This window comes from Stakelama portus (assembly GCF_003171655.1).
GTDB classification, from domain to species: Bacteria; Pseudomonadota; Alphaproteobacteria; order Sphingomonadales; family Sphingomonadaceae; genus Sphingomonas; species Sphingomonas portus.
This window is the reverse complement of the sequence record NZ_QFZL01000004.1, coordinates 217,001-241,724: the sequence shown is the minus strand read 5'-3', so window position 1 is coordinate 241,724 and position 24,724 is coordinate 217,001. Positions and strand designations below refer to the sequence as shown.

Annotated in this window: 22 protein-coding genes; 15 read left to right on the top strand and 7 right to left on the bottom strand. The window is 63.2% G+C overall.

From position 1 onward, the window contains the following. Window positions 1-20 precede the first annotated feature (20 nt). The 5 genes from DKB74_RS12590 to DKB74_RS12570 all read right to left on the bottom strand — a co-directional run bounded on the left by DKB74_RS12590 (window position 21) and on the right by DKB74_RS12570 (window position 4,067). On the bottom strand, window positions 21-557 hold the full coding sequence (locus DKB74_RS12590) for a hypothetical protein (protein ID WP_145960993.1): 537 nt from the start codon (window positions 555-557) through the stop codon (window positions 21-23). Between the two features lie 60 nt (window positions 558-617). After that, window positions 618-1,019 carry a hypothetical protein gene (locus tag DKB74_RS12585; protein WP_145960992.1) on the bottom strand — a complete coding sequence of 134 codons (402 nt, stop codon included), beginning with the start codon at window positions 1,017-1,019 and terminating at the stop codon, window positions 618-620. 116 nt (window positions 1,020-1,135) lie between these two features. Then, window positions 1,136-2,599 carry a Fe-S cluster assembly protein SufB gene (gene sufB, locus DKB74_RS12580; protein WP_109808508.1) on the bottom strand — a complete coding sequence of 488 codons (1,464 nt, stop codon included), beginning with the start codon at window positions 2,597-2,599 and terminating at the stop codon, window positions 1,136-1,138. 1 nt (window position 2,600) lies between these two features. Then, entirely contained in the window at window positions 2,601-3,080 is a 480-nt protein-coding gene (locus DKB74_RS12575) for an SUF system Fe-S cluster assembly regulator (protein WP_109808507.1), read from the bottom strand. A 39-nt stretch (window positions 3,081-3,119) separates the two neighbouring features. After that, window positions 3,120-4,067: a helix-turn-helix domain-containing protein gene (locus DKB74_RS12570; protein ID WP_239987503.1), complete on the bottom strand. Its 948-nt coding sequence runs from the start codon at window positions 4,065-4,067 to the stop codon at window positions 3,120-3,122. A gap of 295 nt (window positions 4,068-4,362) precedes the next feature. Between DKB74_RS12570 and DKB74_RS12565 the strand changes: the two genes are divergently transcribed. Beyond that, complete coding sequence (locus DKB74_RS12565; RefSeq protein ID WP_109808506.1) at window positions 4,363-5,430, top strand: quinone-dependent dihydroorotate dehydrogenase; 1,068 nt, start codon at window positions 4,363-4,365, stop codon at window positions 5,428-5,430. On the opposite strand, the gene DKB74_RS12560 is transcribed toward DKB74_RS12565, so the two are convergent. Further along, entirely contained in the window at window positions 5,427-7,202 is a 1,776-nt protein-coding gene (locus tag DKB74_RS12560) for a gamma-glutamyltransferase family protein (RefSeq protein ID WP_239987502.1), read from the bottom strand. The two genes, DKB74_RS12565 and DKB74_RS12560, sit on opposite strands and share 4 nt — an antisense overlap. A gap of 179 nt (window positions 7,203-7,381) precedes the next feature. On the opposite strand from DKB74_RS12560, the gene DKB74_RS12555 reads away from it, so the two are divergent. Beyond that, entirely contained in the window at window positions 7,382-9,175 is a 1,794-nt protein-coding gene (locus DKB74_RS12555) for an AMP-dependent synthetase/ligase (RefSeq protein WP_109808505.1), read from the top strand. Window positions 9,176-9,193: 18 nt separating this feature from the next. Here the strand turns inward: DKB74_RS12555 and DKB74_RS12550 are convergent, their stop codons facing one another. After that, a complete protein-coding gene (locus tag DKB74_RS12550; RefSeq protein WP_109808504.1) occupies window positions 9,194-12,097 on the bottom strand; it encodes a M16 family metallopeptidase in 2,904 nt (967 codons plus the stop codon). Window positions 12,098-12,314: 217 nt separating this feature from the next. Here DKB74_RS12550 and DKB74_RS12545 point away from each other — a divergent pair, with 217 nt between their 5' ends. The 13 genes from DKB74_RS12545 to DKB74_RS12485 all read left to right on the top strand — a co-directional run bounded on the left by DKB74_RS12545 (window position 12,315) and on the right by DKB74_RS12485 (window position 24,709). Further along, the gene (locus tag DKB74_RS12545; protein WP_239987501.1) at window positions 12,315-13,184 is read left to right on the top strand and encodes an aspartyl/asparaginyl beta-hydroxylase domain-containing protein; all 870 of its coding nucleotides are present in this window, start codon (window positions 12,315-12,317) and stop codon (window positions 13,182-13,184) included. Between the two features lie 119 nt (window positions 13,185-13,303). Beyond that, window positions 13,304-13,879 (top strand): NifU family protein, encoded by a 576-nt coding sequence (locus DKB74_RS12540; RefSeq protein WP_109808807.1) that lies wholly within the window; start codon window positions 13,304-13,306, stop codon window positions 13,877-13,879. 63 nt (window positions 13,880-13,942) lie between these two features. Beyond that, complete coding sequence (locus DKB74_RS12535) at window positions 13,943-14,536, top strand: malonic semialdehyde reductase (protein ID WP_109808502.1); 594 nt, start codon at window positions 13,943-13,945, stop codon at window positions 14,534-14,536. Window positions 14,537-14,549: 13 nt separating this feature from the next. Beyond that, a complete protein-coding gene (tsaB, locus tag DKB74_RS12530; protein WP_239987530.1) occupies window positions 14,550-15,164 on the top strand; it encodes a tRNA (adenosine(37)-N6)-threonylcarbamoyltransferase complex dimerization subunit type 1 TsaB in 615 nt (204 codons plus the stop codon). A gap of 56 nt (window positions 15,165-15,220) precedes the next feature. After that, on the top strand, window positions 15,221-15,637 hold the full coding sequence (locus DKB74_RS12525) for a GNAT family N-acetyltransferase (protein ID WP_239987500.1): 417 nt from the start codon (window positions 15,221-15,223) through the stop codon (window positions 15,635-15,637). 144 nt (window positions 15,638-15,781) lie between these two features. Beyond that, window positions 15,782-16,195, top strand: coding sequence for a Ros/MucR family transcriptional regulator (locus DKB74_RS12520; protein ID WP_109808805.1), 414 nt, complete (start codon window positions 15,782-15,784; stop codon window positions 16,193-16,195). Window positions 16,196-16,326: 131 nt separating this feature from the next. After that, complete coding sequence (locus DKB74_RS12515) at window positions 16,327-16,749, top strand: Fur family transcriptional regulator (RefSeq protein WP_109808500.1); 423 nt, start codon at window positions 16,327-16,329, stop codon at window positions 16,747-16,749. 6 nt (window positions 16,750-16,755) lie between these two features. Next, window positions 16,756-17,634: a lysophospholipid acyltransferase family protein gene (locus DKB74_RS12510; protein WP_109808499.1), complete on the top strand. Its 879-nt coding sequence runs from the start codon at window positions 16,756-16,758 to the stop codon at window positions 17,632-17,634. A 270-nt stretch (window positions 17,635-17,904) separates the two neighbouring features. Then, complete coding sequence (gene miaB / locus DKB74_RS12505; RefSeq protein WP_109808498.1) at window positions 17,905-19,227, top strand: tRNA (N6-isopentenyl adenosine(37)-C2)-methylthiotransferase MiaB; 1,323 nt, start codon at window positions 17,905-17,907, stop codon at window positions 19,225-19,227. Next, window positions 19,224-19,523 carry a hypothetical protein gene (locus tag DKB74_RS12500; RefSeq protein WP_109808497.1) on the top strand — a complete coding sequence of 100 codons (300 nt, stop codon included), beginning with the start codon at window positions 19,224-19,226 and terminating at the stop codon, window positions 19,521-19,523. The genes miaB and DKB74_RS12500 overlap by 4 nt, the downstream gene beginning before the upstream one ends. Window positions 19,524-19,712: 189 nt before the next feature. Further along, entirely contained in the window at window positions 19,713-20,189 is a 477-nt protein-coding gene (locus DKB74_RS12495) for an RNA polymerase sigma factor (RefSeq protein WP_109808496.1), read from the top strand. Next, the gene (locus DKB74_RS12490; protein WP_161956865.1) at window positions 20,183-21,160 is read left to right on the top strand and encodes a FecR family protein; all 978 of its coding nucleotides are present in this window, start codon (window positions 20,183-20,185) and stop codon (window positions 21,158-21,160) included. Before DKB74_RS12495 ends, DKB74_RS12490 begins: the two co-directional genes overlap by 7 nt. 108 nt (window positions 21,161-21,268) lie before the next feature. Then, window positions 21,269-24,709 (top strand): TonB-dependent receptor, encoded by a 3,441-nt coding sequence (locus tag DKB74_RS12485; protein ID WP_161956864.1) that lies wholly within the window; start codon window positions 21,269-21,271, stop codon window positions 24,707-24,709. Window positions 24,710-24,724 lie beyond the last annotated feature (15 nt).

Below are 24,724 nucleotides of genomic sequence, written 5' to 3'. Positions count from 1 at the left end.
GGAATGGGGGGCGGGGCGTTTCATCGCTGATCGTCCGGCTGGGGCGTGCCGAACGTGATCACCGAGCCGCTGCGCGTCGGATCGGTCGGCGGCGGCGGCAATTTGCCCAGACGGTTGGGATCATCCGTGTTGGCGCGCCGCTGGCCGGGCCCGACATCGTCGCTCACCGGCTCGGGTTCGAGCAGGTTGATGTCCGGCTTGGCCAGCCGGTCCGCGATCGACGCACTGTTCGGGCGCGTATCGAGCAGGATCGGCGCGACCACCGGTACGGTTTCTTCACGGCAATGCGTGTTGCCGTCATCATCGATCGTGCAATCGCGGAAATTGTCGCATGCCTCGGCATCGACCGTGTCGACGCCGCTGGTCTTGAACAGCCGGCAATTATAGAGCCGCCCATCGGGCCCGCGATCGAAGACCAGCGCCGCCAGCCCCGCGCGGGTCTGGACCACGATCTCCTCATAGACTTCCTCGTCAGCAGGCGCAGTTGCGCTCGCATCTTGTGCTATTGCCGCCGGATGGCAGCAAATGGAAAGCAGCACCGCCAGTGCAAGAAGCAATAGCGAATGCGCTTTCCCGCTCCGGGCAACAGACAGAATGACGGGCGCAATCATTCCCACTTACCCGAAGCGCACCGTAAGGTACGAAACTTCAGGCACGTTGATCTGCCCTGAGGAATTATCGTCACCCACCGCAAATGCCTCGGTCGCGTTTCCGTCAGGCTCGACGAGAACAAAGTGCATTCGATCTTTGAGAGGACGCGGATCTGCCGGTAGCGCCTCGATTTGTGGAAGCAGATAGTCCTCGACTTTCCGCCGCATGCGCATCGCTTGCTGGATCATCGGTAGCGGAAAACTGCCCCCATTCAGCTTGGCTCCGTCGAACAGCGACCTTGTGTGGTCCCGGCACTTATCCACAGCGGCCCGGATAGCAGCAGCAAGCGCCGCCCTATCTTCGGAAACAGTCTGGATTTCGGAACGCAAGCAAGTCGCGTGACCCGTTGCGCCGAGATATTCCATCATATTCTCCATCCTCACGCCTTCGTGATCATCGCGAGGAGGCATGTGACTGGAAACGAGCGCGAATGACGCCCCCAATAACGCCAAATGCCGTACTGCCGAAACCCCGATCTTCCCCATCACCCCACACTCCCCTCAAGGCTGATCCCCAGCAGCTTCTGCGCCTCGACGGCGAATTCCATCGGCAGTTGCTGCAGCACTTCCTTGGCAAAGCCATTGACGATCAGCGCAACCGCAGCCTCTTCGTCGAGTCCGCGCTGAAGCGCATAGAAGAGCTGGTCGTCGGAGATTTTCGACGTCGTCGCTTCATGCTCGATCTGCGCCGAGGGGTTCTTCACTTCGATATAGGGCACGGTGTGCGCGCCACATTGATCGCCGAGCAACAGGCTGTCGCATTGCGTGAAGTTGCGGACATTCTCCGCCGCCGGGCCGACCCGGACGAGCCCGCGATACGTATTGTCGCTGCGGCCCGCCGAAATACCCTTTGAGATGATCGTCGAACGGCTGTTCTTGCCGTTATGGATCATCTTGGTTCCGGTATCGGCCTGTTGCCGGCCATTGGTGACCGCAACCGAATAGAATTCGCCGACGCTGTTTTCGCCGTTGAGCACGCAGCTGGGATATTTCCAGGTGATCGCGCTGCCGGTTTCGACCTGGGTCCAGCTGACCTTGCTGTTCTTGCCCTGGCACAGCGCGCGCTTGGTGACGAAATTATAGATGCCGCCAACGCCATTCTCATCGCCCGGATACCAGTTCTGGACGGTCGAATATTTGATTTCCGCATCGTCGAGCGCGACCAGTTCGACCACGGCGGCATGCAGCTGATTCTCGTCGCGCATCGGCGCGGTGCAGCCTTCGAGATAGCTGACATAGCTGCCCTTGTCGGCGACGATCAGCGTCCGTTCGAACTGGCCGGTATTTTCGGCGTTGATCCGGAAATAGGTCGACAGCTCCATCGGGCAGCGCACGCCTTCGGGAATGTAGACGAAGGTGCCGTCGGAAAAGACCGCGCAGTTCAATGCCGCGAAATAATTGTCGCGCTGGGGCACGACCTTGCCCAGCCACTTCTTCACCAGATCGGGATGCTTCTTGATCGCCTCGCTGATCGACAGGAAGATGACGCCCGCTTCCTCCAGCTCCTTTCGGAAGGTGGTGGCGACCGAAACGCTGTCGAACACCGCATCGACCGCGACCTTGCGCGCGCCTTCGACGCCGGCGAGCACTTTCTGCTCCTCGATCGGAATGCCCAGCTTTTCATAGGTACGCCGGATTTCGGGATCGAGTTCTTCGAGGCTCTCGATCGTCTTCTTCGCCTTGGGCTCGGCGTAATAATAGGCGTCCTGATAATCGATCGGCGGAATGTCGAGCTTCGCCCAGTCGGGCGGCGTCATTTCCAGCCAGGCGCGATACGCCTTCAGCCGCCAGTCGAGCATCCATTCGGGCTCGCCCTTCTTGGCCGAAATGAAGCGGACCGTATCCTCGTTCAGCCCCTTGGGTGCGAACTCCTGTTCGACGTCGGACGAGAAGCCCCATTCATATTTCTTGTTCGCGGCGGCGAGTGCCTCTGCGTTCTTGGTGGCCATCTCAGCGTGTTCCTTCCAGTGCCACGCGCATCGCGGCGGGGGCACCATCCTGTTCGGGGGCAGTCCTGTCGGGCATCGAAGCGGCCAGATCGGCGAGCGATACTGCCGCAAGCGCGTCGCGCACCACCGTGTTCACGACGTTCCAATGCGGCTTCACATGGCAATTGGCTTCGACTGCGCAATCGGACTTGCCGTGATCGACACAGGCGGTGAGCGCAATCGGCCCTTCGATCGCCTCGACAATATCGGCGAGTGTGATCGCGCGCGGCGGACGCGACAGGCGAAATCCGCCACCGGTCCCGCGCGAGCTTTCGATAAGGCCGGCGGACGACATCCTGCTGACCAGCTTTTGCACCGTCGGCAGCGGCAATCCGGTTTCCTCGGCCAGCGACGTTGCATTGACGCGCGCCATCCCCCCGCAATGGCGGGCGGCGGCGGCCATCGTCACGACGGCATAATCGGCTAGGCTCGAAAGGCGCATTTTCCAATCGGACTGTTTTGTTCCGATTGGCACATGGGGCTAGTCGCCCCCGGGGTCAACCGATTCGGGAAAAACTTCGGGCAGGATGTGAAAGGTTTCGTTGTCGAGCGTGCTCGCCAGCACCGGGTCGATCGCTTCGCGCAGCGATGTCGGCGTATGGCCGGTGAAATGTTTCACTTCGTGAATCATGTGCGACTGGTCGAAAAAGGGCGCGGCCGCCACCGCCGGCCGCGCGCCCTGATAGATTCGCATCGCCGCCCGGATCGCGCGAAATTTTCGTTCGAGCAGCTTTGGAGGGCCACCGAAATATTCGTTGCACAGCCGCGTCGCCTGACGCTGCGACATCGGCACCATCGCATAGAGCGCCTCGACGCCCAGCGCCTCGCTGGCGCCCCATTCGCGCACCGCGCGGCAAAGCGCGAGATGCGCCTCGGGCACGCGGCGGCGATGCCGCAACAACATCGGCTCGACGATCGCGACCATCTCCTCAAGCGTTTCGGCGCGGCGTAGCGACGCCAGCAGCGGCGTTGCTTCGCCATCGAAAATCGTGTCGGCGTCGATCACCGACGCACTCACCCGATTGGCAGGCAATCCGATCAGCGACCGCCAGCCGATCGGTCGCAACGAAATGCCGAAACAATGAAACGGCCCCCGGACACGATAGCGGGCCGCCGCCGCGCCCGGACCGTTGACCATCACCGGCAACGACGCTTCGCGATTTCCGGACGAGAATATGAGTTCGCCCTCGCCGCGCAGCATGAATCGGATCTGGCCGGTATCGACGCGCTCGACACCATCGACGATTTCCGCGTCATAGCGATAGAGATAATAGCTTTCGACCAGCGGCATCAGCGGCCCGGTGGCCGGCATGTAAAGAAGTTCGGGGACGTCGATCCGCGCGCGTCCGATGTCGCCGCGTCCATGGGCAATCACCTGCCGCGCCTTTGTTTCGCCTGTATCCTGCGCCATTTGCGGAATGCCCGCCATGATCTGAGACCCCCTTCTCAGATGCCTGCCCACATGATCGAATCATGCAAATGAAAAGCGCAGTTATCATAGGCCGATTTCGTCAGAGAGCGAAAGACGCGGCGGGTTGCAGACAAAAAAGGAGGCCCGGTCGACGAATCGACCGGGCCTAGAAAAGGGTCCCCCCGTTCAGCGGAACCCCTCGGGTCGCAGGATCTTCTATAAACCAAAGAATTCACAAAGTATTGTACGGAATCGACAAGCCGTTCGATGCCACCGCTTTGAACCCAATCCCGGGCAGTGCATAAGCCGCGCCATGCACTATCCCGGTCGCTCCATCCTGTTCGCCTTCGACGCCGAAACCGCCCATCGTGCCGCGATCTCCGCGCTGCGCGCCTGGGGCGCTGCCGGAGCGCCCTTTGCCGGGCGCAACCCGACGGATCCGTCGCTGGCACAGCGCGTCGCCGGAATCGATTTCGCCAATCCCGTCGGTCTGGCCGCCGGACTCGACAAGAATGGCGAGGCGGTGCCGGGCCTCTTCGCGCTCGGGTTCGGATCGGTCGAAATCGGCACGCTGACGCCGCGTGCGCAGCCGGGGAATCCTCGCCCTCGCCTGTTCCGCCTGACCGACGACGAAGCCGTGATCAACCGCATGGGCTTCAACAATGACGGCCTCGATGCGGCACTGGCACGCATCGCCCGGCTGCCGAATCGTCGTGGCGTGCTGGGAATCAATGTCGGCGCGAACAAGGATTCGGTCGCGGGCGATCGGGCGATCGAAGACTATGCGCTGGGGGTTTCCCGCGCCGCGCCGCTTGCCGATTATCTGACGATCAACGTCAGTTCGCCCAACACGCCGGGCCTGCGCGACCTGCAATCGCGCCCGGCGATCGATGAATTGCTCGCCGCCTGCGATAGCGCGCGACAGCTTTCCGATGGCAGCAGGCGACCCTTCTTCCTCAAAATCGCACCCGATCTGGATGCAAAGGCGATCGATTCGGTCGTCGCGGCGGCGATCGACCATCATGTCGACGCGCTGATCGTTTCCAACACCACCATTTCACGACCCGAAATCCTGCGCAGTGCAGCGGCAGGCGAATCGGGCGGGCTTTCGGGCAAACCGCTGGCGCCGCTCGCCCGGCGCGCGCTGCGCGACGCGCGCGCTGCGACCGGCGGGCAATTGCCGCTGATTTCGGCGGGCGGGATCGACAGCGGTGCAGAGGCCTATGCCCGCATCCGTGCGGGTGCCAGCCTGGTCCATGTCTATTCGGCGCTGGTCTATCGCGGCGCCGGACTGCCCCGCCGCATGCTGCGCGAACTTTCGGCACTGCTGCGGCGCGACGGTTTCGCCAATATCGCCGAAGCCGTCGGCGCCGACGTTTAGGGAAGTTCTTCGGTAATCGCGCGCCCTTCGCGGCGCGGATCATAGCCGCCGTCGAAACGGCCATCGCGCACGATCACGCCCTGCAACCCCGAATCCTCACCCTGGCCGGGGCGCAGGACGATTCCGCGCGCCGCAAGACCATCCTGAAGCGCCGGCGAGAATTTGGTCACTTCGCCATAGAAGACCGCGCCGCGCGCGATCAGGTTCGGCAGCGCCAGCGCATCCTGCATCGACAAGTCCCAATCGACTGCGCCGATCATCGATTTGCCGACATAGGCAAGGATCGACGTGCCGCCTGCGGACCCCAGCGCCCCGGCGAAGCGCCCCTGCGAATCGAGCATGATCAGCGGCGTCATCGTCGAGCGCGGCCGTTTCCCCGCCGCCACGGCATTGGCCACCGGCCGCCCGTCGCCATCGACGGGAGCGAAGGAAAAGTCGGTCAGCTGGTTGTTGAGGAAAAATCCGTCGACCATCCGCCCGGTACCGAAGATCGATTCGACGGTAGTGGTCATCGAAACCACGTTGCCGTCGGCATCGCGAACGATGAAATGCGAAGTGCCGGTGGGCTCCAGCGTTCGATCGACTCCCGCCAGCTGCGCTCCCGGCGGCGTGCCCGGCTGGGGCGGCGGCCCGGCATGGTCGCCGATCATCGCCGCGCGGCGCGCGATATAATCGGGATCGAGCAGCCCCGCGATCGGCACCTTCACGAACGCCGTGTCGCCGACATAGCGATCGCGATCGGCGTACATCAGGCGACTCGCCTCCGCGAAAAGGAACCATGCCTGCGGATCGTTCGGCCCGCGGCTGGCGATATCGGTATGTTCCAGCATGCCGAGCAATTGCAGCAGCGCGACACCACTCGACGGCGGCGGCGGGACGCAGACCAGATAGACCCGCCAGTTGCGACAAAGCGCGTCGCGCTTGATCGGGCGATAGGAGGCCAGATCCTCAAGCGTCATGCTGCTCGCCAGCGCGCCGTCATGGGTGCGCGCCACGATCCGCTCGGCAGTCGGCCCGGTATAAAGCGCGTCCGGCCCCTGTGCGGCCAGCCGCGCGATGAAATCGGCATAGGCCGGATTGCGCAGCCGGTCTCCGGCATTCAGCAGCTTGCCGTCGGGCCCGGTGAAATAGGCCAGAAAATCCCGCTCGCCGGTTTGCGGGAAGCTGCCATGAATGAAGTTGGCAAGGCGCGGCGATATCGTGAAGCCTTCGCGTGCGATGCGTTGCGCGTCGCCGAACAGGTCGCTCCAAGCCAGTTCGCCATGCTCGTCATGCGCGAGCTTCAGCATCCGCAGCACGCCCGGCACACCCGTCGCCCGTCCGCTGAGCAGCGCCGTGGTGAAGGGCAGCGGATCGCCCTGTTCGTCGAGGAACAGAGCGGGTGTCGCACCGGCAGGCGCCACTTCCCGTCCGTCATAGACGCTGACCTTGCGGGTCGCGGCGTCATAATAAGTGAGGAACGCCCCGCCCGCGACGCTGGAGCTTTGCGGTTCGACCAGACCCAGCACCGCCTGCATCGCGATCGCCGCGTCCACCGCGCTGCCGCCGCGACGCATCACCGCCAGGCCGGTCTCGACCGCAATGGGATTGGCGGCAGCGACGAAGATACGGCGCGGCGCATGCGACTCTGCTTGCGCCACAGGGACAGCAGCCGGGGCGACCGCCTGATGCTGAGGCGCGCAGGCCGAAATCGCCAGCGCGAGCGCCAGACCTGTCAGTCGGCGCAGCGGCGAAAACAGGCGGCTCAGACGCGATTTCTCTCGCTCGATCACCGGCAAATCTCCCTTTCGCTTTGAACCAACTGCGCCGCGCTGCGTCTAACCCGCATAACGAGGCAGGGCATTAGCGTCCATGCCGCTACGGCGCTGGCGCTTGCATCGGCGAGTCACTAGGGTCGGAAACTTGCGCCCGGCGTCAGACCGGGCCGATCGTCAGGGGATAGGACGACCGAATGAAAAGGCAGCTCGAACATTTCGACAATCTGGTCACCATGTTCTTTCAGCGCGCAAAGGAAAAGGGCGATGCCCCTTTCCTGTGGGCCAAGCAGGGCGGACAATGGGTAGCGACGAGCTGGGCCGAAGCCGCGCGGCAAGTCGCCGGCCTCGCCACGGCGTTGCAGGCGCTGGGCCTGCGTCGTGGCGACCGGGTGATGCTGGTTTCGGAAAACCGCCCCGAATGGTGCATCAGCGACCTTGCGATCATGGCCGCCGGTTGCGTCACGGTGCCGACCTACACCACCAATACCGAACGCGACCACGTCCATATCATCGAGAATTCGGGCGCCTGTGCCGTCATCGTTTCGAACATGAAGCTCGCCCGCACGCTGATGCCGGCTGCGGTACGGTCCTCGTCCGCGCGAATGGTGATCGCGATCGACGAAATGCGCGCCAGCCAGTCGGGCAGCATGGAATATTATCAATGGCACAAGCTGATCGCCGATCATCCTGCCGATCCCGACGCTGTTGCCGCGCGGGCAACGTTCAAGCGCGAAGATCTGGCCTGTATCATCTATACCAGCGGCACCGGCGGCGCGCCGCGCGGCGTGATGCAGCATCACGGCGCGATCCTGCACAATTGCGACGGCTGCTGCACGATCATTTCCGAGGATTTCGGCTGGGAGGACGAGGTGTTCCTGTCCTTCCTCCCGCTCAGCCATGCCTATGAACATACCGGCGGTCAGCATTTCCCGATCGCGCTGGGTGCGCAGATCTATTATTCCGAAGGTCTGGAAAAACTCGCCTCGAACATCGAAGAGACGCGCCCGACGATCATGGTGGTCGTCCCGCGCCTGTTCGAAGTGCTCCGCACCCGGATTACCAAGGCGATCGAGAAACAGGGCGGCCTGTCCAGCTATCTGCTCGATCGCGCGGTGGCGATCGGCACCAAAAAGGCCGCGGGCGGCGTCCCGCTGATCGACCAGCCGATGAATTTGCTGCTCAAGGCTACGCTCAAGCCCAAAATTTCCAAACGTTTCGGCGGGCGGATCAAGGCGATGGTGTCGGGCGGCGCGCCGCTCAATCCCGAAGTCGGCACCTTCTTCGATTCGCTCGGCCTCACTTTCCTGCAAGGCTATGGCCAGACCGAAGCAGCGCCAGTGATATCGTGCAATCGCCCCAGGGCGGGTCTGAAGCACGATACGGTCGGCCCCGCGCTGAAAGGCGTCGATGTGCGCATCGCCGAGGACGGCGAAATCCTGGTGCGCGGCGAGCTGGTCATGCACGGCTATTGGCGCAACGAAGAAGAAACGCGCCGCGTGCTGAAGGACGGCTGGCTCCACACCGGCGACATCGGCCAGATCGACAATCAGGGCCGCATCCGGATCACCGATCGCAAGAAGGACATCATCGTCAATGACAAGGGCGACAATGTCGCCCCGCAAAAGGTGGAGGGCATGCTGACGCTGCAGCCCGAAATCATGCAGGCGATGATCTTCGGCGACCGCAAACCCTATATGACCGCAGTGATCGTCCCCGATCCCGAATGGACTCAGGAATGGTGCGCGGCGACCGGCGTCAAATGCAACGCCGCGTCGGTCAACAGCGATCTCGAATATCGCGCCGCGCTCGGTCGCGCGGTCGAGCGCGTCAACAAGGAGCTCTCGCAGATCGAGCGCGTCCGGCGCTTCATCCTGGCGGACGAGCCCTTCGCGATCGAGAACGAACAGCTCACCCCATCGCTCAAGATCCGCCGCCATATCCTGCGCAAGGTCTATGGCGAGCGGCTCGACGCGCTGTACGGCGGTTAGCGCAACCGGAAAACGGCCTCAGCGACCGGCGCCGGCGGTGGAACCCGCCGCGCCGTCGCCTTGCGCCTGTTCCTGCGGCAGCACGACCATCGTCCAGTCCTTTGCCGGGTCGAGATACTTCACCGCCAGCGCCTGCAGATCCTGTGGCGTGGTCCGGACATAATCGGGCGCCAGCGTATCGACCGCGGCATAACGTGCCGGATCGGTGGTCCCGCCTTCGACCAGGTCCATCCAGAACATATTGCCCGTCGAACGGCGCAGGATCGTCTGGGAAAGCGGCACCACGGCGCGGCGCATTTCGTCGTAACCGATCGGATTGGCGGCCAGATCGGCGGCAATTTCGCGCGCAACGTCGAAGAAGACATCGGTCTTGTCCGGCGGCACCAGCGCCAGCGCGATCACGCTGCCGCCTGCATTCATGCCCACCGGCCACTGGCTGAGCACCATCGGCGAATAGCTGATCCCCGCCTGGCTGCGCAGCCGGTCGAGAAAACGGTCGCGAAACACCGCTGCCAGAATCTCCAGCTTGCGGCTTTCGGCAATCCCGGCGCTGCCGCCGCCGGTCGGCCATGCGATTACTGCCGCCGCCTGATTGGGCTGGCCGGTATGATAGCGCGTCACGGGCGCATCATTATGCGCGGCGAACGTCACCGGATGGACGCTGTCGGCGGGCTGGCGACGCGGCAGCGCGCCAAAGGTCTCACCGACTGCCTTGATCGCTTCCTCGCGGTCGACATCGCCGAATACTTCGACTTCGATCGGCCCCTTGCGCAGGATCGGCTCCCAAAAGGCACGGAACGCCTCGGGCGTCAGCGCTTCGATCTCGGCGCGCGAGGGCACGCCCCAGCGCGGATCGTCGCCGCGCATCAGCCGGTCCAGATCGCGCGACAGCACCGCATCGGCCGATGCCGAAAGCCCGGCATAGCCCGACAGCAGCACTGCCCGCGCACGGATCACCGGATTGGGATCCCAGGACGGATGGGCCAGTTTCTCCGCGAACAGCAGCAACTGGTCCTTCAGATCTTCGGCAGTCGTCTGACCCGAGAAGACGAAGGCATCGTCGGCGGTTTCGAAATCGAGGCCGATCTGCCGCTGGCCGGTGACCGCGTCGAGCTCCTCCTGTCCGAACGGACCGATCCCGCTCGCCATCAGCGCCAGATCCCCTGCCCAGACCGGCGTCTGACGGTCGGCCGGCAATGAATTGAGCCCGCCGCCAAAGCGCACGCGGACATAGACCTTGCTGACTTCGGAGGGGTTCGAATGGACGAGCAGCCGAACGCCATTGGCATAATCGACCTGTTCGATCTCCGGCTGGGTCACGACCGTCCGGCGCGAAACGACAGTGCCTGCCTTACCGAGCGAAGGCAGATCGTCGAACGACACATTCGCCAGCGCATCGCGGCGCGCCCCCGCCTGCGGATCGGCAGTGATCGCCGCGGCAAGCTGGGCAACGACATTGTCGTCGGGCGCATGGACATTGACCAGCGCGCGCGTTGCCACGCCCTGAAATACGCGCGACGATGCCTGCTGGATCGCTTCGGGCGTGAACATCCCGCCATCGACCGCACCGCGGAAGATCGAATAGCTGCCTTCGGCATTGGTGCTGGTTTCGTTGATATCGACGGCGTGAACCATGTCGTCGGCCTGAGTCGCGGCAGCTTCCACAGGTTCGGTGGCAATGCTGTTGCGCATGGCGGCATCGATTTCGGCGACTTCGCGGTCGATCTCTGCCTGGGTCGGCGGCTCGGCCATCGCATTGGCGATGATGCTGCGCACGTCCGCGAGCGCCTTTTCCCAGTCATTGCCGACCGGAAGCACGCGGATCGTCGTCACATTCGCCGATCGCGCGACATCGTCGAGACTGGCGCCCGCCGCAATGAAGCTGCCGCCCGAACGCGCCCGCGATTCCATGCGACGGTTGAGGATGCGGATCGCGATCAGGTCGACCATCCGCTCCTGATTGAAGATCACGGTGTCCTGAAACACCGTCCAGGGGCGCACCACCGCCATCGTCACCAGCGGCGGCACCGACGGTTCGACGATCGCGGCGCTGACCGGATGCGCTGCGTCCGGCGTGCCGAAATCGGGGTTTTCGGGCGCGGGACCGACGCCGCGCCAGCCGGAGAAATGCTTGATGACCATTTCCTCGAGCAGGTCCGGGTCCATATCGCCGACCATCACCACCACGGCACGTTCGGGGCGATACCAGCGGTCATGGAATGCCTTCACGGCTTCGGGCGTGGCGGCGGTCAGCGTCGACACGGTGCCGATCGGATCGCGTTCGGCCAGCGGCTGCCCTGCGAACATCAGCGACAGCATCGCATCCTGCAGTCGCACCTGCGGCCCGGGCTGTTCGCGCTGTTCGGCGAGCACCACCGGCCGCTCGGCATCGAGCGATCCCTGGGTGATCGTCGGCAACGCCATCATCCCCGAGAGGATGTGCATGCTTTCATCGAGCCCGGCGCGATCGGCATTGGGCAGATCGAGCTTATAGACAGTCTCTGTAAACGTGGTGGACGCATTGCTGTCCGATCCGAACGTGACGCCCAGTCGCTGCCAAACCCGTTTCGATTCGCCGTCGGGAACATACGCCGATCCGCGAAAGGTGAGATGTTCGAGCAGATGCGCGAACCCGCGCTCGCTATCCGATTCCATCAGCGAGCCGGCATCGATGCGCACGCGGATCGACACCTGCCCCGGCGGCACGCCATTGTGGCGGACGGCATAGCGAACGCCATTTGGCAGCACGCCGAAGCGCCATGCCGGATCCTGCGGGACGTCGCTGCCGATGAACAGCCAGGGCGTGCCGCCGCTGTCCTGCGTCGTCTGTGCGGTGGAAGGAGCCTGCTGCGAGAGCGCTGGAAGCGGCGCAAGGGCGAGGAAAGCGAAGGCGAAACGCAATACGCGCGAAGGTGAGATCATCCCCCGGTTCTAGCCCCCGCCCGGATCGACCGCCAGTGTGGAAATGCTGCGCTTCGTCCCGTTTCGCGTGGCAGCCCGCCCGATCGGCGCCATCATTTAGACCAAAGTGAGCGCTAGCCTTGCTTCCTCGACACGGCCCTTCGGCGCGGCAGTCGCGCTATGGGCAGCAATTTCTGGTGAGTCGAAACCATTCCGGGAGGTCGGAACGAGTCGAACCGTGGGTGCAAGATCGAAAACCGACCATGACGGAATGTGGCCGCAATCCGGCGAGCCCGCCAATCGCAACGACCCGCTGACGGCATCCGGCGGCGTCGGCGCGGCGGATGTTTCGGGCGGTCAGGAGCCGCTTCGCGGCGAACGCGGTCGCCCCCTGGTCATTCGCGTCGGCAAACATCTGCGCGGCTTTTTCGATGCGATCATTTCGCGTTCCTCGCTGATTGCCAACGATCCGGTTCTCAACGTGCGCGATTTCCCATGGACTGCGCTGCTGCGCGACAATTGGGAAAAGATCCGCGACGAAGCCGTCGCCGCCGCGCTGGTTTCGGGCCGCGAAGCACCGTCGCTCGCCAGCATTTCGCCCGATCACCGTGCAATCGCGCCGATGAACCGGTGGCGCAGCTTTTTCCTGTGGGGCTATGGCTATGGGATCGAGGATAATATCGCCCAATGCCCGGTGACCGCGTCGATCGTCGAGCAGATCCCCGATCTCAACAGCGCGTTCTTTTCGATCCTGTCGCCGGGCACGCATATTCCCGCGCATCGCGGCGTGACCAAGGGGCTGGTCACGTGCCATCTGGGGCTGATCGTCCCGCGCGAGGGGGATGTGCGGATGCGCGTCGGCGAACGGGTGGTGCGCTGGAGCGAAGGCGAAACACTCGTCTTCGACGACACCTATGACCATGAAGTGTGGAACGACACCGTCGGAACGCGCGTGGTGCTGCTGATCCAGTTCAAGCGCCCGCTGCGCAATCCGGGCAAATGGGTTTCGGAGAAATTCCTGTCGATCCTGCGCCGATCCGCCTTCGTCCAGGAAGCCCGCACCAATGTGCTGAACTGGAACGCGGCGATGAACCAGCTCGATATCTGACGATCCGGCCTTGAGATCGTTGGATTTCTTCGAAAGGCGGCACGGGTGCAATGGAAATCGGGCCTGGCGGCGGCCCGGTCGCCCTTGATCCGCTCACCTGCGCGCGCCACATGGGCGGGATGTTGATCGAAACCGAACCGACGCCCAATCCGGCCACGCTCAAATTCCTGCCGGGCCGTACCGTCATGGAAAACGGCACGCGCGATTTCGCGACGCCCGAGGAAGCGGAGGCATCGCCGCTGGCCGAAACGCTGTTCGGCCTTGGCGACGTTACCGGCGTGTTCTTCGGTCGCGACTTCATTTCGGTGACCGCCGGACCGGGTGCCGAATGGCGCGATCTGAAGCCCGATGTGCTTGCGATCCTGCTCGATCATTTCTCCGCCGGCATGCCGTTGTTCCGGCCCGGCACTGCGGCAGGCTTCAGCGTGCCGCCAGAGGCTTCCGGGTTCGAGGACGATCCCGCCGACGCGGACATCGTCGCCCAGATCCGCGAACTGATCGACACGCGCGTGCGGCCCGCCGTTGCCAATGACGGCGGCGACATCGTCTATCGCGGTTTCGACCAGGGCAAAGTCTATCTGCAGATGCAAGGCGCCTGTGCCGGCTGCCCCTCGTCCACCGCGACGTTGAAGAACGGCATCGAGCAGTTGCTGCGCCACTATGTTCCGGAAGTGACCGAGGTTCGCGCGGTCTGACCGCGCGCGAACGCTGAGACATTCCGCCCCTTTGCCGGGCCGCAACACCGAAGGGAGAAGATATTGGGCAAGCCGCTCGACGATGCAGCACTCGACACGCTGTTCCGCACCGCACGCACCTATAACGGATATACCGACGCCCCCGTCACCGAAGACGATATCCGCCGCATCTATGATCTCATCAAGATGGGGCCGACATCGGCCAACCAGCAATCCGCGCGGTTCGTCTGGATCACGAGCCAGGAAGGCAAGGACAAGCTGGCGGCGCTGAGTTCGGGAACCAATGGCGAAAAGATCCGCCAGGCCCCGGCTTCGGTCATCATCGCGATGGACTGGGACTTTCACGAGCATCTGCCCTGGCTGTTCCCGCATACCGACGCGAAAAGCTGGTTCGACGGAAATCTGGATCTGCGCAAGGATCATGCCTTTCGCAACAGCTCGCTTCAGGGCGCCTATTTCATCATCGCGGCGCGCGCACTGGGCTTTGACACCGGGCCGATGTCGGGTTTCGATGCCGAAAAGGTTGACGAGGCCTTCTTCCCCGGCCAGCCCCATGTGAAGACCAACTTCATTTCGACCTTCGGCCATGGCGACCCCAGCACCATCTTCGAACGACTCCCCCGACCCGAATTCGAGCGATTCAATCGCGTCGAATGAGGCAGCGCGCACGCTGGTGATCGAAACCGCGACCGCCGCATGTTCGGTCGCGCTGATCGCCGATGGCGCCGTGATTGCCTCGCATCACGAAGTGGTCGGTCGTGGCCATGCCGAACGACTGGTCCCGATGATCGGCGAATTGCCCGGCGGTGGTCGGGCCGATCGCATTCTGGTCGATTGCGGACCGGGCAGCTTTACCGGCGTGCGCGTCGGGCTGGCTGCCGCGATCGGTCTTGGCATCGGCTGGAACGTGCCGGTCAGCGGCTATAGTTCGCTGGGACTGGTTGCCGCCGCCGCGTTTCGCGCAAATCCGTCATTCGGCCAGCTTGCCGTGGTGCTTGAGGGCGGCCATGGTCAGGTCTTCCTGCAGTTGTTCAGCCCGGCCCCGTTAACCGTGACGACTCCGTTGCGTTCGCTGTATCCGCAAGAGGCGCTGGCGGCGTGCCGCGGCCTGCCCGCCATCGGCAGCGGCGTTCCCCGGTTGCTGGCACTCGATCCGCATTATGACGCGCGCGAAGCGCTTCCCCATGCTGCCGATGCGCTGCTGCTGCCGGCTGAAGCCCGGCAATTGCCGGCGCGCCCGATCTATGGCCGCGCTCCCGACGCAAAGCCGCAGGGTGCGCGGTGAGGTCGGCGCTCAACATCACGACGCTGCGCCCGGGCGGGATCGGCGATATTCCGACCGTGACGGCGATCATGGCCGAAGCTTTCGATCCGCGTTTCGGCGAAGCGTGGACCGCGGCGCAATGTACCGGCATGTTTTCGCTGCCCGGCGTGTGGCTCACGCTGGCCGAACGCAACGATATCGTTGCCGGTTTCGCCCTGTCGCGCGCGAGCGCCGACGAAGCCGAGCTGCTGCTGCTTGCCACCCGTCCCAAATTGCGCGGGAAAGGCGTCGGCGGGACCTTGCTTCGCTCGGTTATTTCAGAGGCGCAATCACGCGGCGCGATTAACCTATATTTAGAAATGCGTGTCGATAACCCTGCCGCGAGCCTATATAGCAGCCAGGGTTTCATCAAAATCGGCGAACGGACAAACTATTACCGTGGAAACACCGGTGAGTCCTTCGACGCGCAGACCTTTGGGCGCTCGCTCGCCTGACGCTGGAACCTTTGCGGCGGCGATTATTACTCACTCGTTTCGTCATTTCATCGCAAACGGCTATTGCATTTGATCGAAAATGGAGTGATAGGGCCCATAAGTGGCACATAATAAAAATGAACAATCCGGGTCGAAAGGATTATGATGGAATCGCAAACTGAACTGAACGAGACGCTCGTCACGCTGACTGCCGATATTGTCGCCGCGCATGTATCGAACAACAGCGTCGCCGTGTCGGACCTGCCGCTGCTCATTCAGAACGTGCACGGAGCGCTTTCGGGCCTCTCCGCCGAAGCAGCCGAGCCCGAAGTGAAGCAGGAGCCGGCAGTTTCGATCCGTGCCTCGGTCAAGCCCGACTATATCGTGTGCCTTGAGGACGGTAAGAAGCTGAAGATGCTCAAGCGGCATCTGATGACGCATTACCAGATGACCCCGGAACAATATCGCGCCAAGTGGAATCTCCCGGCCGATTATCCGATGGTCGCGCCCAATTATGCCGAACAGCGCCGCACCCTGGCGAAGAAGATCGGCCTGGGCACCAAGCGCCGCAAGCGCTGATCCCGGCGAAAGCGATTTTTGCGAGCCCGTCGGCGCGATGGCGTCGGCGGGCTTTCGCATGAAGGCATGCGCCGTGCCGCTTGTGCCTTTACGCCATTGACCTTTCGCCATCGGGAAGCCATTTCCAAGCCATGGGGCGACGGATCGATCTTGAGGCACTTTGCCACGAAAAGGGGTTGCGGATCACCGAGCAGCGCAAGGTGATCGCGCGCGTGCTTTCCGATGCCGAGGATCATCCCGACGTCGAGAAGGTGTACGAGCGCGCGTCCGCGATCGATTCGGGCATTTCGATCGCCACGGTGTATCGCACCGTGCGGCTGTTCGAAGAGGCCGGCATTCTCGACCGCCACGATTTCGGCGACGGTCGCGCCCGATACGAACCCGCACCCGAAGCGCATCACGATCATCTGATCGATGTCGAAACCGGCAAGGTGATCGAATTCGTCGATCCCGAGCTTGAGCTGCTGCAAAAGCAGATTGCGGAACGGCTCGGCTTCCGCCTCGTTGACCATCGTATGGAACTTTACGGCGTCTCCCTAGACCGCAAGGGCTAAGGCCGCATGGGGCTTACTCCCGAGGAGCAGCTACATGCCGCAGCCGAAGGCAGGCCTCCGCCGGTCAGCCTGATCGGCTGGTGCCGGCTGTGGCTGCGCGTCGCCATGCTGGCGGTCGCGGTGGTGCCGACCGTGCTGCTCCATTATCTGTTCCGCATCGTTCGCCTGCCATCACCCTGGCCGCGCCTGTTTCTGGGGATGGCGGCACGGATCTGCGGCGCACGCGTGAAGAAGATCGGCGTGCCGCTGAAACGCGACGTATTCTATATCGCCAATCATATCAGCTGGATCGACATATTGGCGATTGCCGGAGGCAGCGGCAGCGCCTTTGTCGCCAAGGCCGAATTGCAAAAGGCTCCGATCGTCGGCTGGCTGGCGAGCCTCAACCGCACCGTCTATGTCGCGCGCAATGAACGGCTGCGCGTTGCCGACCAGATCAACCAGCTGCGCGAGGCGTTTCACGATAACTGGGCCGTGACGGTCTTTCCCGAAGGCACGACCACCGACGGCGCGTCGCTGCTCCCGTTCAAGTCGCCCTTGCTCAAGGTGCTCGAACCCCCGCCGCCGGGCGTGATGGTCCAGCCGATCCTGCTGGTTTATGATGCGCGCGGGCGCAATCTGGCGTGGATCGGCGAGGAACGCGGCAAGGACAATGCGATCCGGGTGCTGTCGAACAAGGGCAGCTTCGGCGTCCGCTGCGTGTTCCTCGACCCCTTCCACCCGCGCGACTTCCCGACGCGCAAGGCACTTGCGGCGGAGGCGAAACGCCGGATCAGCGAAGCCTTTGAGGAACGCACCGGCAGCCCGCCGGAAGAGTTCATAGGCCATGACTGGTGGGCGGGGAAGCGGGAGGAGCCCGAACTTCCCAGCGACATCGCGCGCTGAGGCAGCTTCGCGTTCAAGACCTTTTTTGCCCGTCACCCCGGCCTTGAACCGGGGGGTCAGCTGTATTTCGGCGGATACAAGTACCGAAAAAGCCGGATTTCGGACCAGGCACGCGATGACGAAACGAACAGCCGCTTTCCACCGTTCGGGCTGAGCCTGTCGAAACCCTGTTGTTTTTCGCGCTCCCAGCAGCGGGGCAAGATCGTGCTTCGACAACCCTGATGCGAGGAATCGACCTCCCCCGCGACAATCGCTATAGCGCGCGGCCAAATGACCGATCCCAAAACATACCACGTCAAATCCTATGGCTGTCAGATGAATGTCTATGACGGCGAGCGCATGGCCGAACTGATGGCGGCGCAGGGGCTGACTGCGTCCGACGATCCCAATGCCGCCGATCTGGTGGTGCTCAACACCTGCCACATCCGCGAAAAGGCGACCGAGAAAGTCTATTCGGAAATCGGACGGCTGCGTAAGGGCGCAGCGGAACTGGGCCGCGACAAGCCGATGATCGCCATCGCCGGCTGCGTTGCACAGGCCGAGGGCGAGGAGATTATCCGCCGCGCCAAGGTGGACGTGGTGGTCGGGCCGCAGGCTTATCACAACCTTCCGCAACTGGTCGCCGATGCGGCGAAGGGGCAGGCGAGCCTCGACACCGATATGCCCGCCATCGCCAAATTCGGCGCGCTGCCCGCCCGGCGCAAGGTGGGTCCGACCGCGTTTCTGACAGTGCAGGAAGGGTGCGATAAATTCTGCACCTATTGCGTCGTCCCCTATACGCGCGGCGCCGAAGTCAGCCGGTCGTTCGACGCGCTGGTCGACGAAGCCAAGGCGCTGGTCGATGCCGGCGCGCGCGAGATCACGCTGCTGGGTCAGAACGTCAACGCCTGGAGCGACGGCGAACAGGGGCTGGAGCACCTGATCATGGCGCTGGACAAGGTCGCCGGACTGGAGCGCATTCGCTATACCACCAGCCACCCCAATGACATGACGCAGGGCCTGATCGACGCGCACGCGCATGTCGAAAAGCTGATGCCGTTCCTCCATCTGCCGGTACAGGCGGGCAGCGACCGCGTGCTCAAGGCAATGAACCGCAGCCATAGCCGCGATTCCTACCTCCGCATCCTCGATCGCGTCCGCGCGGCGCGGCCCGATATCGCGCTGTCGGGCGATTTCATCGTTGGCTTCCCGGGCGAAACCGACGCTGAGTTCGAAGAGACGCTGAGCCTGGTCCACGAAGTCCGCTACGCCCAGTGTTTCAGCTTCAAATATTCGCCCCGCCCGGGCACGCCCGCAGCGGAAATGACCGATGATTTCATTCCCGACGATGTTGCGAGCGAGCGATTGCAGCGGCTGCAGGCGGCGCTCAACACCCACCAGCAGGCATTCAACGAGGCAATTGTCGGCAGATCCTGCGACGTGCTGATCGAACGCAAGGGCCGCCATGCCGGCCAGATGATCGGCAAGTCGCCCTGGCTGCAATCGGTGCATCTCGAAACCCATGCGCAGATCGGCGATATGGTGACGGTCGATATCGTCAGCGCGGGGCCCAATTCGCTGGGCGGCGTGGCAAAGGTGAAGGCAGCAGCGTGACCGCGCAGCTTTCGCGCCGCGGCCGAACGGCGCTGGGCGTCACGATGCTGCTCGTGCTGCCCTTCCTCACATTGCTGATCCTGATGCATTTCACGCGACAGGCAGACGGCTATGGCGGCTGGGACCTGCCCATCCTGCTGATCGCAACCGCAATGGGCGGCGCGGGGCTTGCGATCATACCCGGGCACGGACGCATTCGCGCCATCGCCGCACTGGTGATCGTGCCCGTGCTGTTCTTCACGCTGATCGCCTTCGCGATGTACTATGGGTGCAGCGCATTCGAACAATGCCTCTGACCGGCGCCCTTGCGACCTTGCCGTTTCGCGACGGGACGGATCGTTTTGCACGCGCAGCATCGCCGTCTTGCATCATGGCTTTTCGCTGCCACTATGGGCCCGATGTGCCCGCCCCCGTCCCCATGCGCGCAAATCCATGTCGGATTCGCCGTGCCGGATCGTCTTCGTAGCTGAGGTCTGCTTCAAACGATGCCGACGCTCGCCGAGATGCTCGAAAAGGCCAGACGTGCCGTATTGCGGCGGGGTATCTCCGAACAGGATGCGGAAGAATTGGTGCAGGACGCGTTTCTGAAGGTGGAGCAATATCAGCGAACGCATGTCGCGCGTTCGCAGGAAGCGTTGCTGATCACCGCGGCGGTCAATCTGTCGATCGATCGCCAGCGCCGCGCCGCGCGCATGCGCCTGTCGGACATCGACGATTTTCAGAACATCGCCGATGCGACGCCCGGCCCCGCCCAGATCGTCGAACAACAGGCGCGACTGCGCCATCTGGCGGGCGGGCTCGATCGTCTTTCGGAACGCAGCCGTCGCATCCTGCTCAAACGGCGGCTCGAGAATATGAGCTATGCGGAAATCGCGCGCAGCGAGGATATGAGCGTGGCCGCAGTGGAAAAGCAGGTTGCCCGTGCCACGCTGATGCTGATGGAATGGATGGCGCAGTGGTAAGCGGCGGATTCCTCGACAACGCGGTGGACGCGGAAGCGGCGGCATGGGTCGCCCGGCTTCAGAGCGGCGAAACCGAAAGCGCCGAAGCCGGGCTGCAGCAATGGCTTCAGGCCGATCCGGCGCATGTCGATGCGTTCGAACGCGCGACCGAAATCTGGGCGATGCTGCCCGGTGCCGCGCTTTGCAGCCAGGCCGAAAAGGACGCACGGGCGCGATCGCATGCCGAACCGGAACCCCGTCCCCGGCAAAGGCATGCGGCATTTGCGCTTGTCGCGCTGCTGGTCCTCCTGCTCGCAGGCGGCGTGCTCGCGACGTTCGGCGCCTCTCCCGGCTATTCCACCGAACGGGGCGAACAACGCACTGCGACGCTGAACGATGGCAGCCGTATCGTGCTCAACACCGACAGCCGGCTGGACGTCGATTTCACCACCGGCATGCGCCGCGTCCGGCTCGATCGCGGGGAGGCCATGTTCGAAGTGGCGCCCGATGCCGACCGTCCCTTCATCGTCACTGCGGGCGATACCCAGGTGCGCGCGATCGGCACGGTCTTCATCGTGCGCCGCGACGGCGATTCGGTGGTCGTCACGCTGATCAAGGGCAAGGTCGCGGTCAGCGATATTGCGGCGCCGCAGCGGGGGCGCACGCCGGTGCCTGCCGCAGAGCTTTCGCCGGGGGAAAGGCTGACCGCTTCGACCGACGGCCCGGCGATCGTCGAACCCGAATCGATCGAGGCGGCGACGGCATGGCGCCGCGGCCAGGCGATATTCCGCGAAACGCCGCTTGCATCGGCAGTGGCGGAGCTCAATCGCTATGGCGGCCCGCGACTGGAAGTCGCCGACCCGCACGTCGCCGCGCTTCCCGTATCGGGGGTGTTCGCCACCAACGATACGCCGGAATTCGCCGAGGCGGTCGCGCAGTTGCATGGCCTTCATGTCGAAAAGGACGGCGATACGCTTCGTATATCGCGCTGATCACCGCGCGGTTGCATTTTTATGTCGCGGCCATGTCGGTTTTGCACTGCCGCATCGTCTACCCTTTTGGAGCCGAACGGGGTCGCGCTCCGCAATAAGGGGGAATCCATGTCCAGAACCACGATGGCGGCGCTTGCCGCGACGGCAAGCATGATCGTGATGCCGGCGGCACAGGCGCAGGCGCTCTACAGCTTCAATCTTCCGGCCCAATCGCTCGAAACGTCGCTCCGCGCCGTCGCCGCCAAAACCGACACCAACATCGTGTTCACCGGCACCATGGTGCGCGGCAAGATCGCCCCTGCGCTGAACGGCAGCTTCAGCGCGCGCAATGCCTATCAGTCGTTGCTCGCCGGATCGGGGCTGACGCTGGGCACCACCAGCGGCGGTTCGTTCGTGGTCACCGCGCCGGTGGCGCGCCAGTCGGTTCGCCAGCAGGGAACGGGCATGCTTTCCGGCCATGTCACCGGCCCTGACGGCGTGACGGTGATGACCGGCGCGCTGGTCCGCATCGCAGAGACCGGCGCCACCACCAGCGTCGACGAATTCGGCAATTTTCGCTTTCCCGATGTCGCCGCTGGCACCTACACGCTCGAAATCTCCTTCCTCGGCTATGAACTGCGCACCGAAACGGTGACGGTGACGGACGGCTCCCGCTCGCAGGTCGATCTGGCGCTCAATCCGGCGATCGATACCGATGGCGCAGAGATTGTCGTCTATGGTTCGCGCAGCGCGCGCGCCAACGCCCTCAACCAGCAACGCACCGCCGACAACAGCGCCGACATCATCTCGGCCGACGATCTGGGCAATTTCACCGGCACGACCTTTTCCGAAGCGCTGCGCCGCGTGCCTGGCGTGTCGTTTCAGCGCGATTCGGCGACGGGCGACGGCAGCAATGTCGTCGTCCGCGGGTTCGAACCCGACATGAACCAGGTGAAGCTCAACGGGCTCAACCTGCCGGTCGGCAACGGCCTTGATCGTTCGGCGGATCTTTCCAACCTGCTCGCCGATTCGGTCAGCAGCATCACCGTCAACAAGACACTGCTGCCCAGCCATGACAGCGCCGGGACCGGCGGGCTGATCGAGATCGAGACGATGTCGCCGCTCAATCGCCCGCGCCGCTATGCCAATATCCTGGTCGAAGGGGGCACGACCGGTCGCGATTTCAATGACGATTTCCTGGCGTCGGGAACGCTCGCCGGCACCTTCGGCAGCAATTTCGGAGTCAGCGTTTCGGTCCAGTATCGCAAACAGGATCTGCGCACGGTCGGCTATGGCACCAATTTGCGCACCGGGCGTGCGCTGCCGCTCGATGCGAACGGGCTGCCCACCTATGAAAGCACCGAAGAGCTCGATCCCTATGCGAACTTCCCGTTCGTCGATGGCGCCGATCAGGCCTATGTGACCTCGCTCGGCACGCGCTTTTCCCATATCGAAAGCGAAAATCTGACGGCGACGGTCTCTGCCGAATGGCAGGTCGCCGATCACACCAATCTGAAGTTCGACGTGCAGCGCGCGGAATCGAGCCAGACCATCTTCTCTCTCTCCGACACTTTCAGCGTGGCATCGGAATATAGCGACCTTCCCGGCGGCTATGACGGACCGGAACTCAGCGTCGACCTCTCGCCGGACAACGGCGCTATCTCGCGATCGCAAAGCTATTCCTACAGCCCCGACGTCAAGAACATCACCGAAACCTATGCCTTCAACGGCAAGACCAATATCGGTGCGTTCGAATTCAACTATACTGCCGGCTATGCGCATGGCGAGCGCACCGATCCGCGCGACTTTTCCAACACGCTTCAGCTCGGAACCGCGGCGAACGGCACTGCGATCGATGCACAGGCGAGCTATTTCCTGCCCGAAGCAGTCGACCCTGAAACCGGATATATCATTTCGGCATGGGGTCCGCGCACCGGCGATGGCATTCCCCTGCCGCTACTGACTCAGCAGGGCTGGGCGCTGATCAACGATCCGTCGAGCTTCACCATCCAGAACAACAGCGGTCAGCTGGACAGCTGGACCGGCAGCAACGATCGCTACACGGCCAAAGGCAGCGTACGCTGGCAGCCCGATGCCGGATTCCTGCGCTATATCGAGGTTGGCGCATTTTATGAACGCGCCGAATTCCACACCGACCATAGCCGCTCGCAGATCGGCGGCAACGTCCTTGCCAGCGCCGTCGGCCTCGAGTTCGTTCCGTCCGATCTTTCGCGCATCGGGCTCGACGTGCCTGGCTTCACGGTGGTTAGCGAAGATTCCTACAAATATTTCGTCGACCATATCGACAGCATCGCCGCCAACACGCCGCTCACGATCAATCCGATCGCGCCGGTGCCCGGCCAGGATCAGGAAATGACCCGCGAAACCAATTTCGCGGCCTATGTCCAGTCGAAGCTGAAGTTCGGCAAGCTCGAGATCATCGGTGGCGTTCGCTACAATCGGGTCAAGCTCGAAGCACGCAATCTCGTTTTCCCGGTCTATACCGGTCCGATCCTGCCCGAAAACGGCGGCGGCATCGGCAACGATATCATTTTCCAGAACGAATTTTCCCGTCTGGTCACCGAATCCGGCACGACGAACGAATTTCTTCCGCGCGTATTGTTCAACTATCGCCAGAGCGACGACCTGATCTTTCGCGGCGGCTATTTCATGTCGGTCGCGCGTCCGTCGGTTTCACAGCTTTCGGACGAAACCCGGATCGCGTTCATCAACTTCCCGATTCCGGGACCGCAGGGGACCAAGCCGATCCTGCAGATCAACAGCGGCAATCCCGATCTCAAGCCCGCAACCACGCATAATTTCGATCTGAGCGCCGAATATTATTCGGGAATCGGCATCTTCAAGCTGAGCGGCTTTTACAAGCGGACCGAAAATCTGCTCCAGTCGAACATCAGCAACGGCGCGGCCAATCTCGACGCGGTGACGCTGCCCGATCACCCCTATTTCAACGGCCCGCCCTATTTCGATCCGGCGCATCCGGAAAATTTCTTCATCACCGGTTCGACGCCGTCGAACAGCGACGATGTGGCCGAGCTCTGGGGCGTCGAGGTTCAGGCCGAACGCCGGTTCGATTTCCTGCCGGGCGTGCTTGGCGGCTTCGGCATCTTCGCCAATTACACCTATACGCACAGCTCGCGCGTCGATCGCTATAGCTGGGCCTATACCGACCCCAACAACAATATCTTCGAATTTTCGGGCGTGCCTTATTCCTCGTCGCCCAAACATTCGGGAACGGTCGCGCTCACCTATAACAAATATGATATCGACGCGACGCTGACCTATGGCTTCCAGTCGCGCGCGCTCAGCACCTTCTATCCGCGCGGCCTCAGCTTCTATGCCGAGGATGCGCAGACGCTCGATTTCCGCGCCGAATATTATCTGCGCCCCAGCTTCGGGCAGTTCCGCATCTTCGTCGAAGGCGCGAACCTGTTGAAAGGCACCGGGTCGCCAGACGTCGCCTATTCGCTGGGCGACAACCGGAAATTCTATACGAGCGCCAGCTATCTGGGCGGACGCAGCTTCAAGCTCGGCGTTTCGGCCACTTTCTGACCCATTCCGGATATC

Excerpts from the sequence above, each read along its gene's own strand:
- DKB74_RS12555 (WP_109808505.1), top strand. The coding sequence starts at position 7,382 with ATGAAAAGGCAGCTCGAACATTTCGACAATCTGGTCACCATGTTCTTT.
- DKB74_RS12520 (WP_109808805.1), top strand. The coding sequence starts at position 15,782 with ATGGAATCGCAAACTGAACTGAACGAGACGCTCGTCACGCTGACTGCC.
- DKB74_RS12570 (WP_239987503.1), bottom strand. The coding sequence starts at position 4,067 with ATGGCGGGCATTCCGCAAATGGCGCAGGATACAGGCGAAACAAAGGCG.
- sufB (WP_109808508.1), bottom strand. The coding sequence starts at position 2,599 with ATGGCCACCAAGAACGCAGAGGCACTCGCCGCCGCGAACAAGAAATAT.
- DKB74_RS12515 (WP_109808500.1), top strand. The coding sequence starts at position 16,327 with ATGGGGCGACGGATCGATCTTGAGGCACTTTGCCACGAAAAGGGGTTG.
- DKB74_RS12485 (WP_161956864.1), top strand. The coding sequence starts at position 21,269 with ATGTCCAGAACCACGATGGCGGCGCTTGCCGCGACGGCAAGCATGATC.
- DKB74_RS12540 (WP_109808807.1), top strand. The coding sequence starts at position 13,304 with ATGTTGATCGAAACCGAACCGACGCCCAATCCGGCCACGCTCAAATTC.
- DKB74_RS12550 (WP_109808504.1), bottom strand. The coding sequence starts at position 12,097 with ATGATCTCACCTTCGCGCGTATTGCGTTTCGCCTTCGCTTTCCTCGCC.
- DKB74_RS12575 (WP_109808507.1), bottom strand. The coding sequence starts at position 3,080 with ATGCGCCTTTCGAGCCTAGCCGATTATGCCGTCGTGACGATGGCCGCC.
- DKB74_RS12510 (WP_109808499.1), top strand. The coding sequence starts at position 16,756 with ATGGGGCTTACTCCCGAGGAGCAGCTACATGCCGCAGCCGAAGGCAGG.
- DKB74_RS12565 (WP_109808506.1), top strand. The coding sequence starts at position 4,363 with ATGCACTATCCCGGTCGCTCCATCCTGTTCGCCTTCGACGCCGAAACC.
- miaB (WP_109808498.1), top strand. The coding sequence starts at position 17,905 with ATGACCGATCCCAAAACATACCACGTCAAATCCTATGGCTGTCAGATG.
- DKB74_RS12585 (WP_145960992.1), bottom strand. The coding sequence starts at position 1,019 with ATGATGGAATATCTCGGCGCAACGGGTCACGCGACTTGCTTGCGTTCC.
- DKB74_RS12495 (WP_109808496.1), top strand. The coding sequence starts at position 19,713 with ATGCCGACGCTCGCCGAGATGCTCGAAAAGGCCAGACGTGCCGTATTG.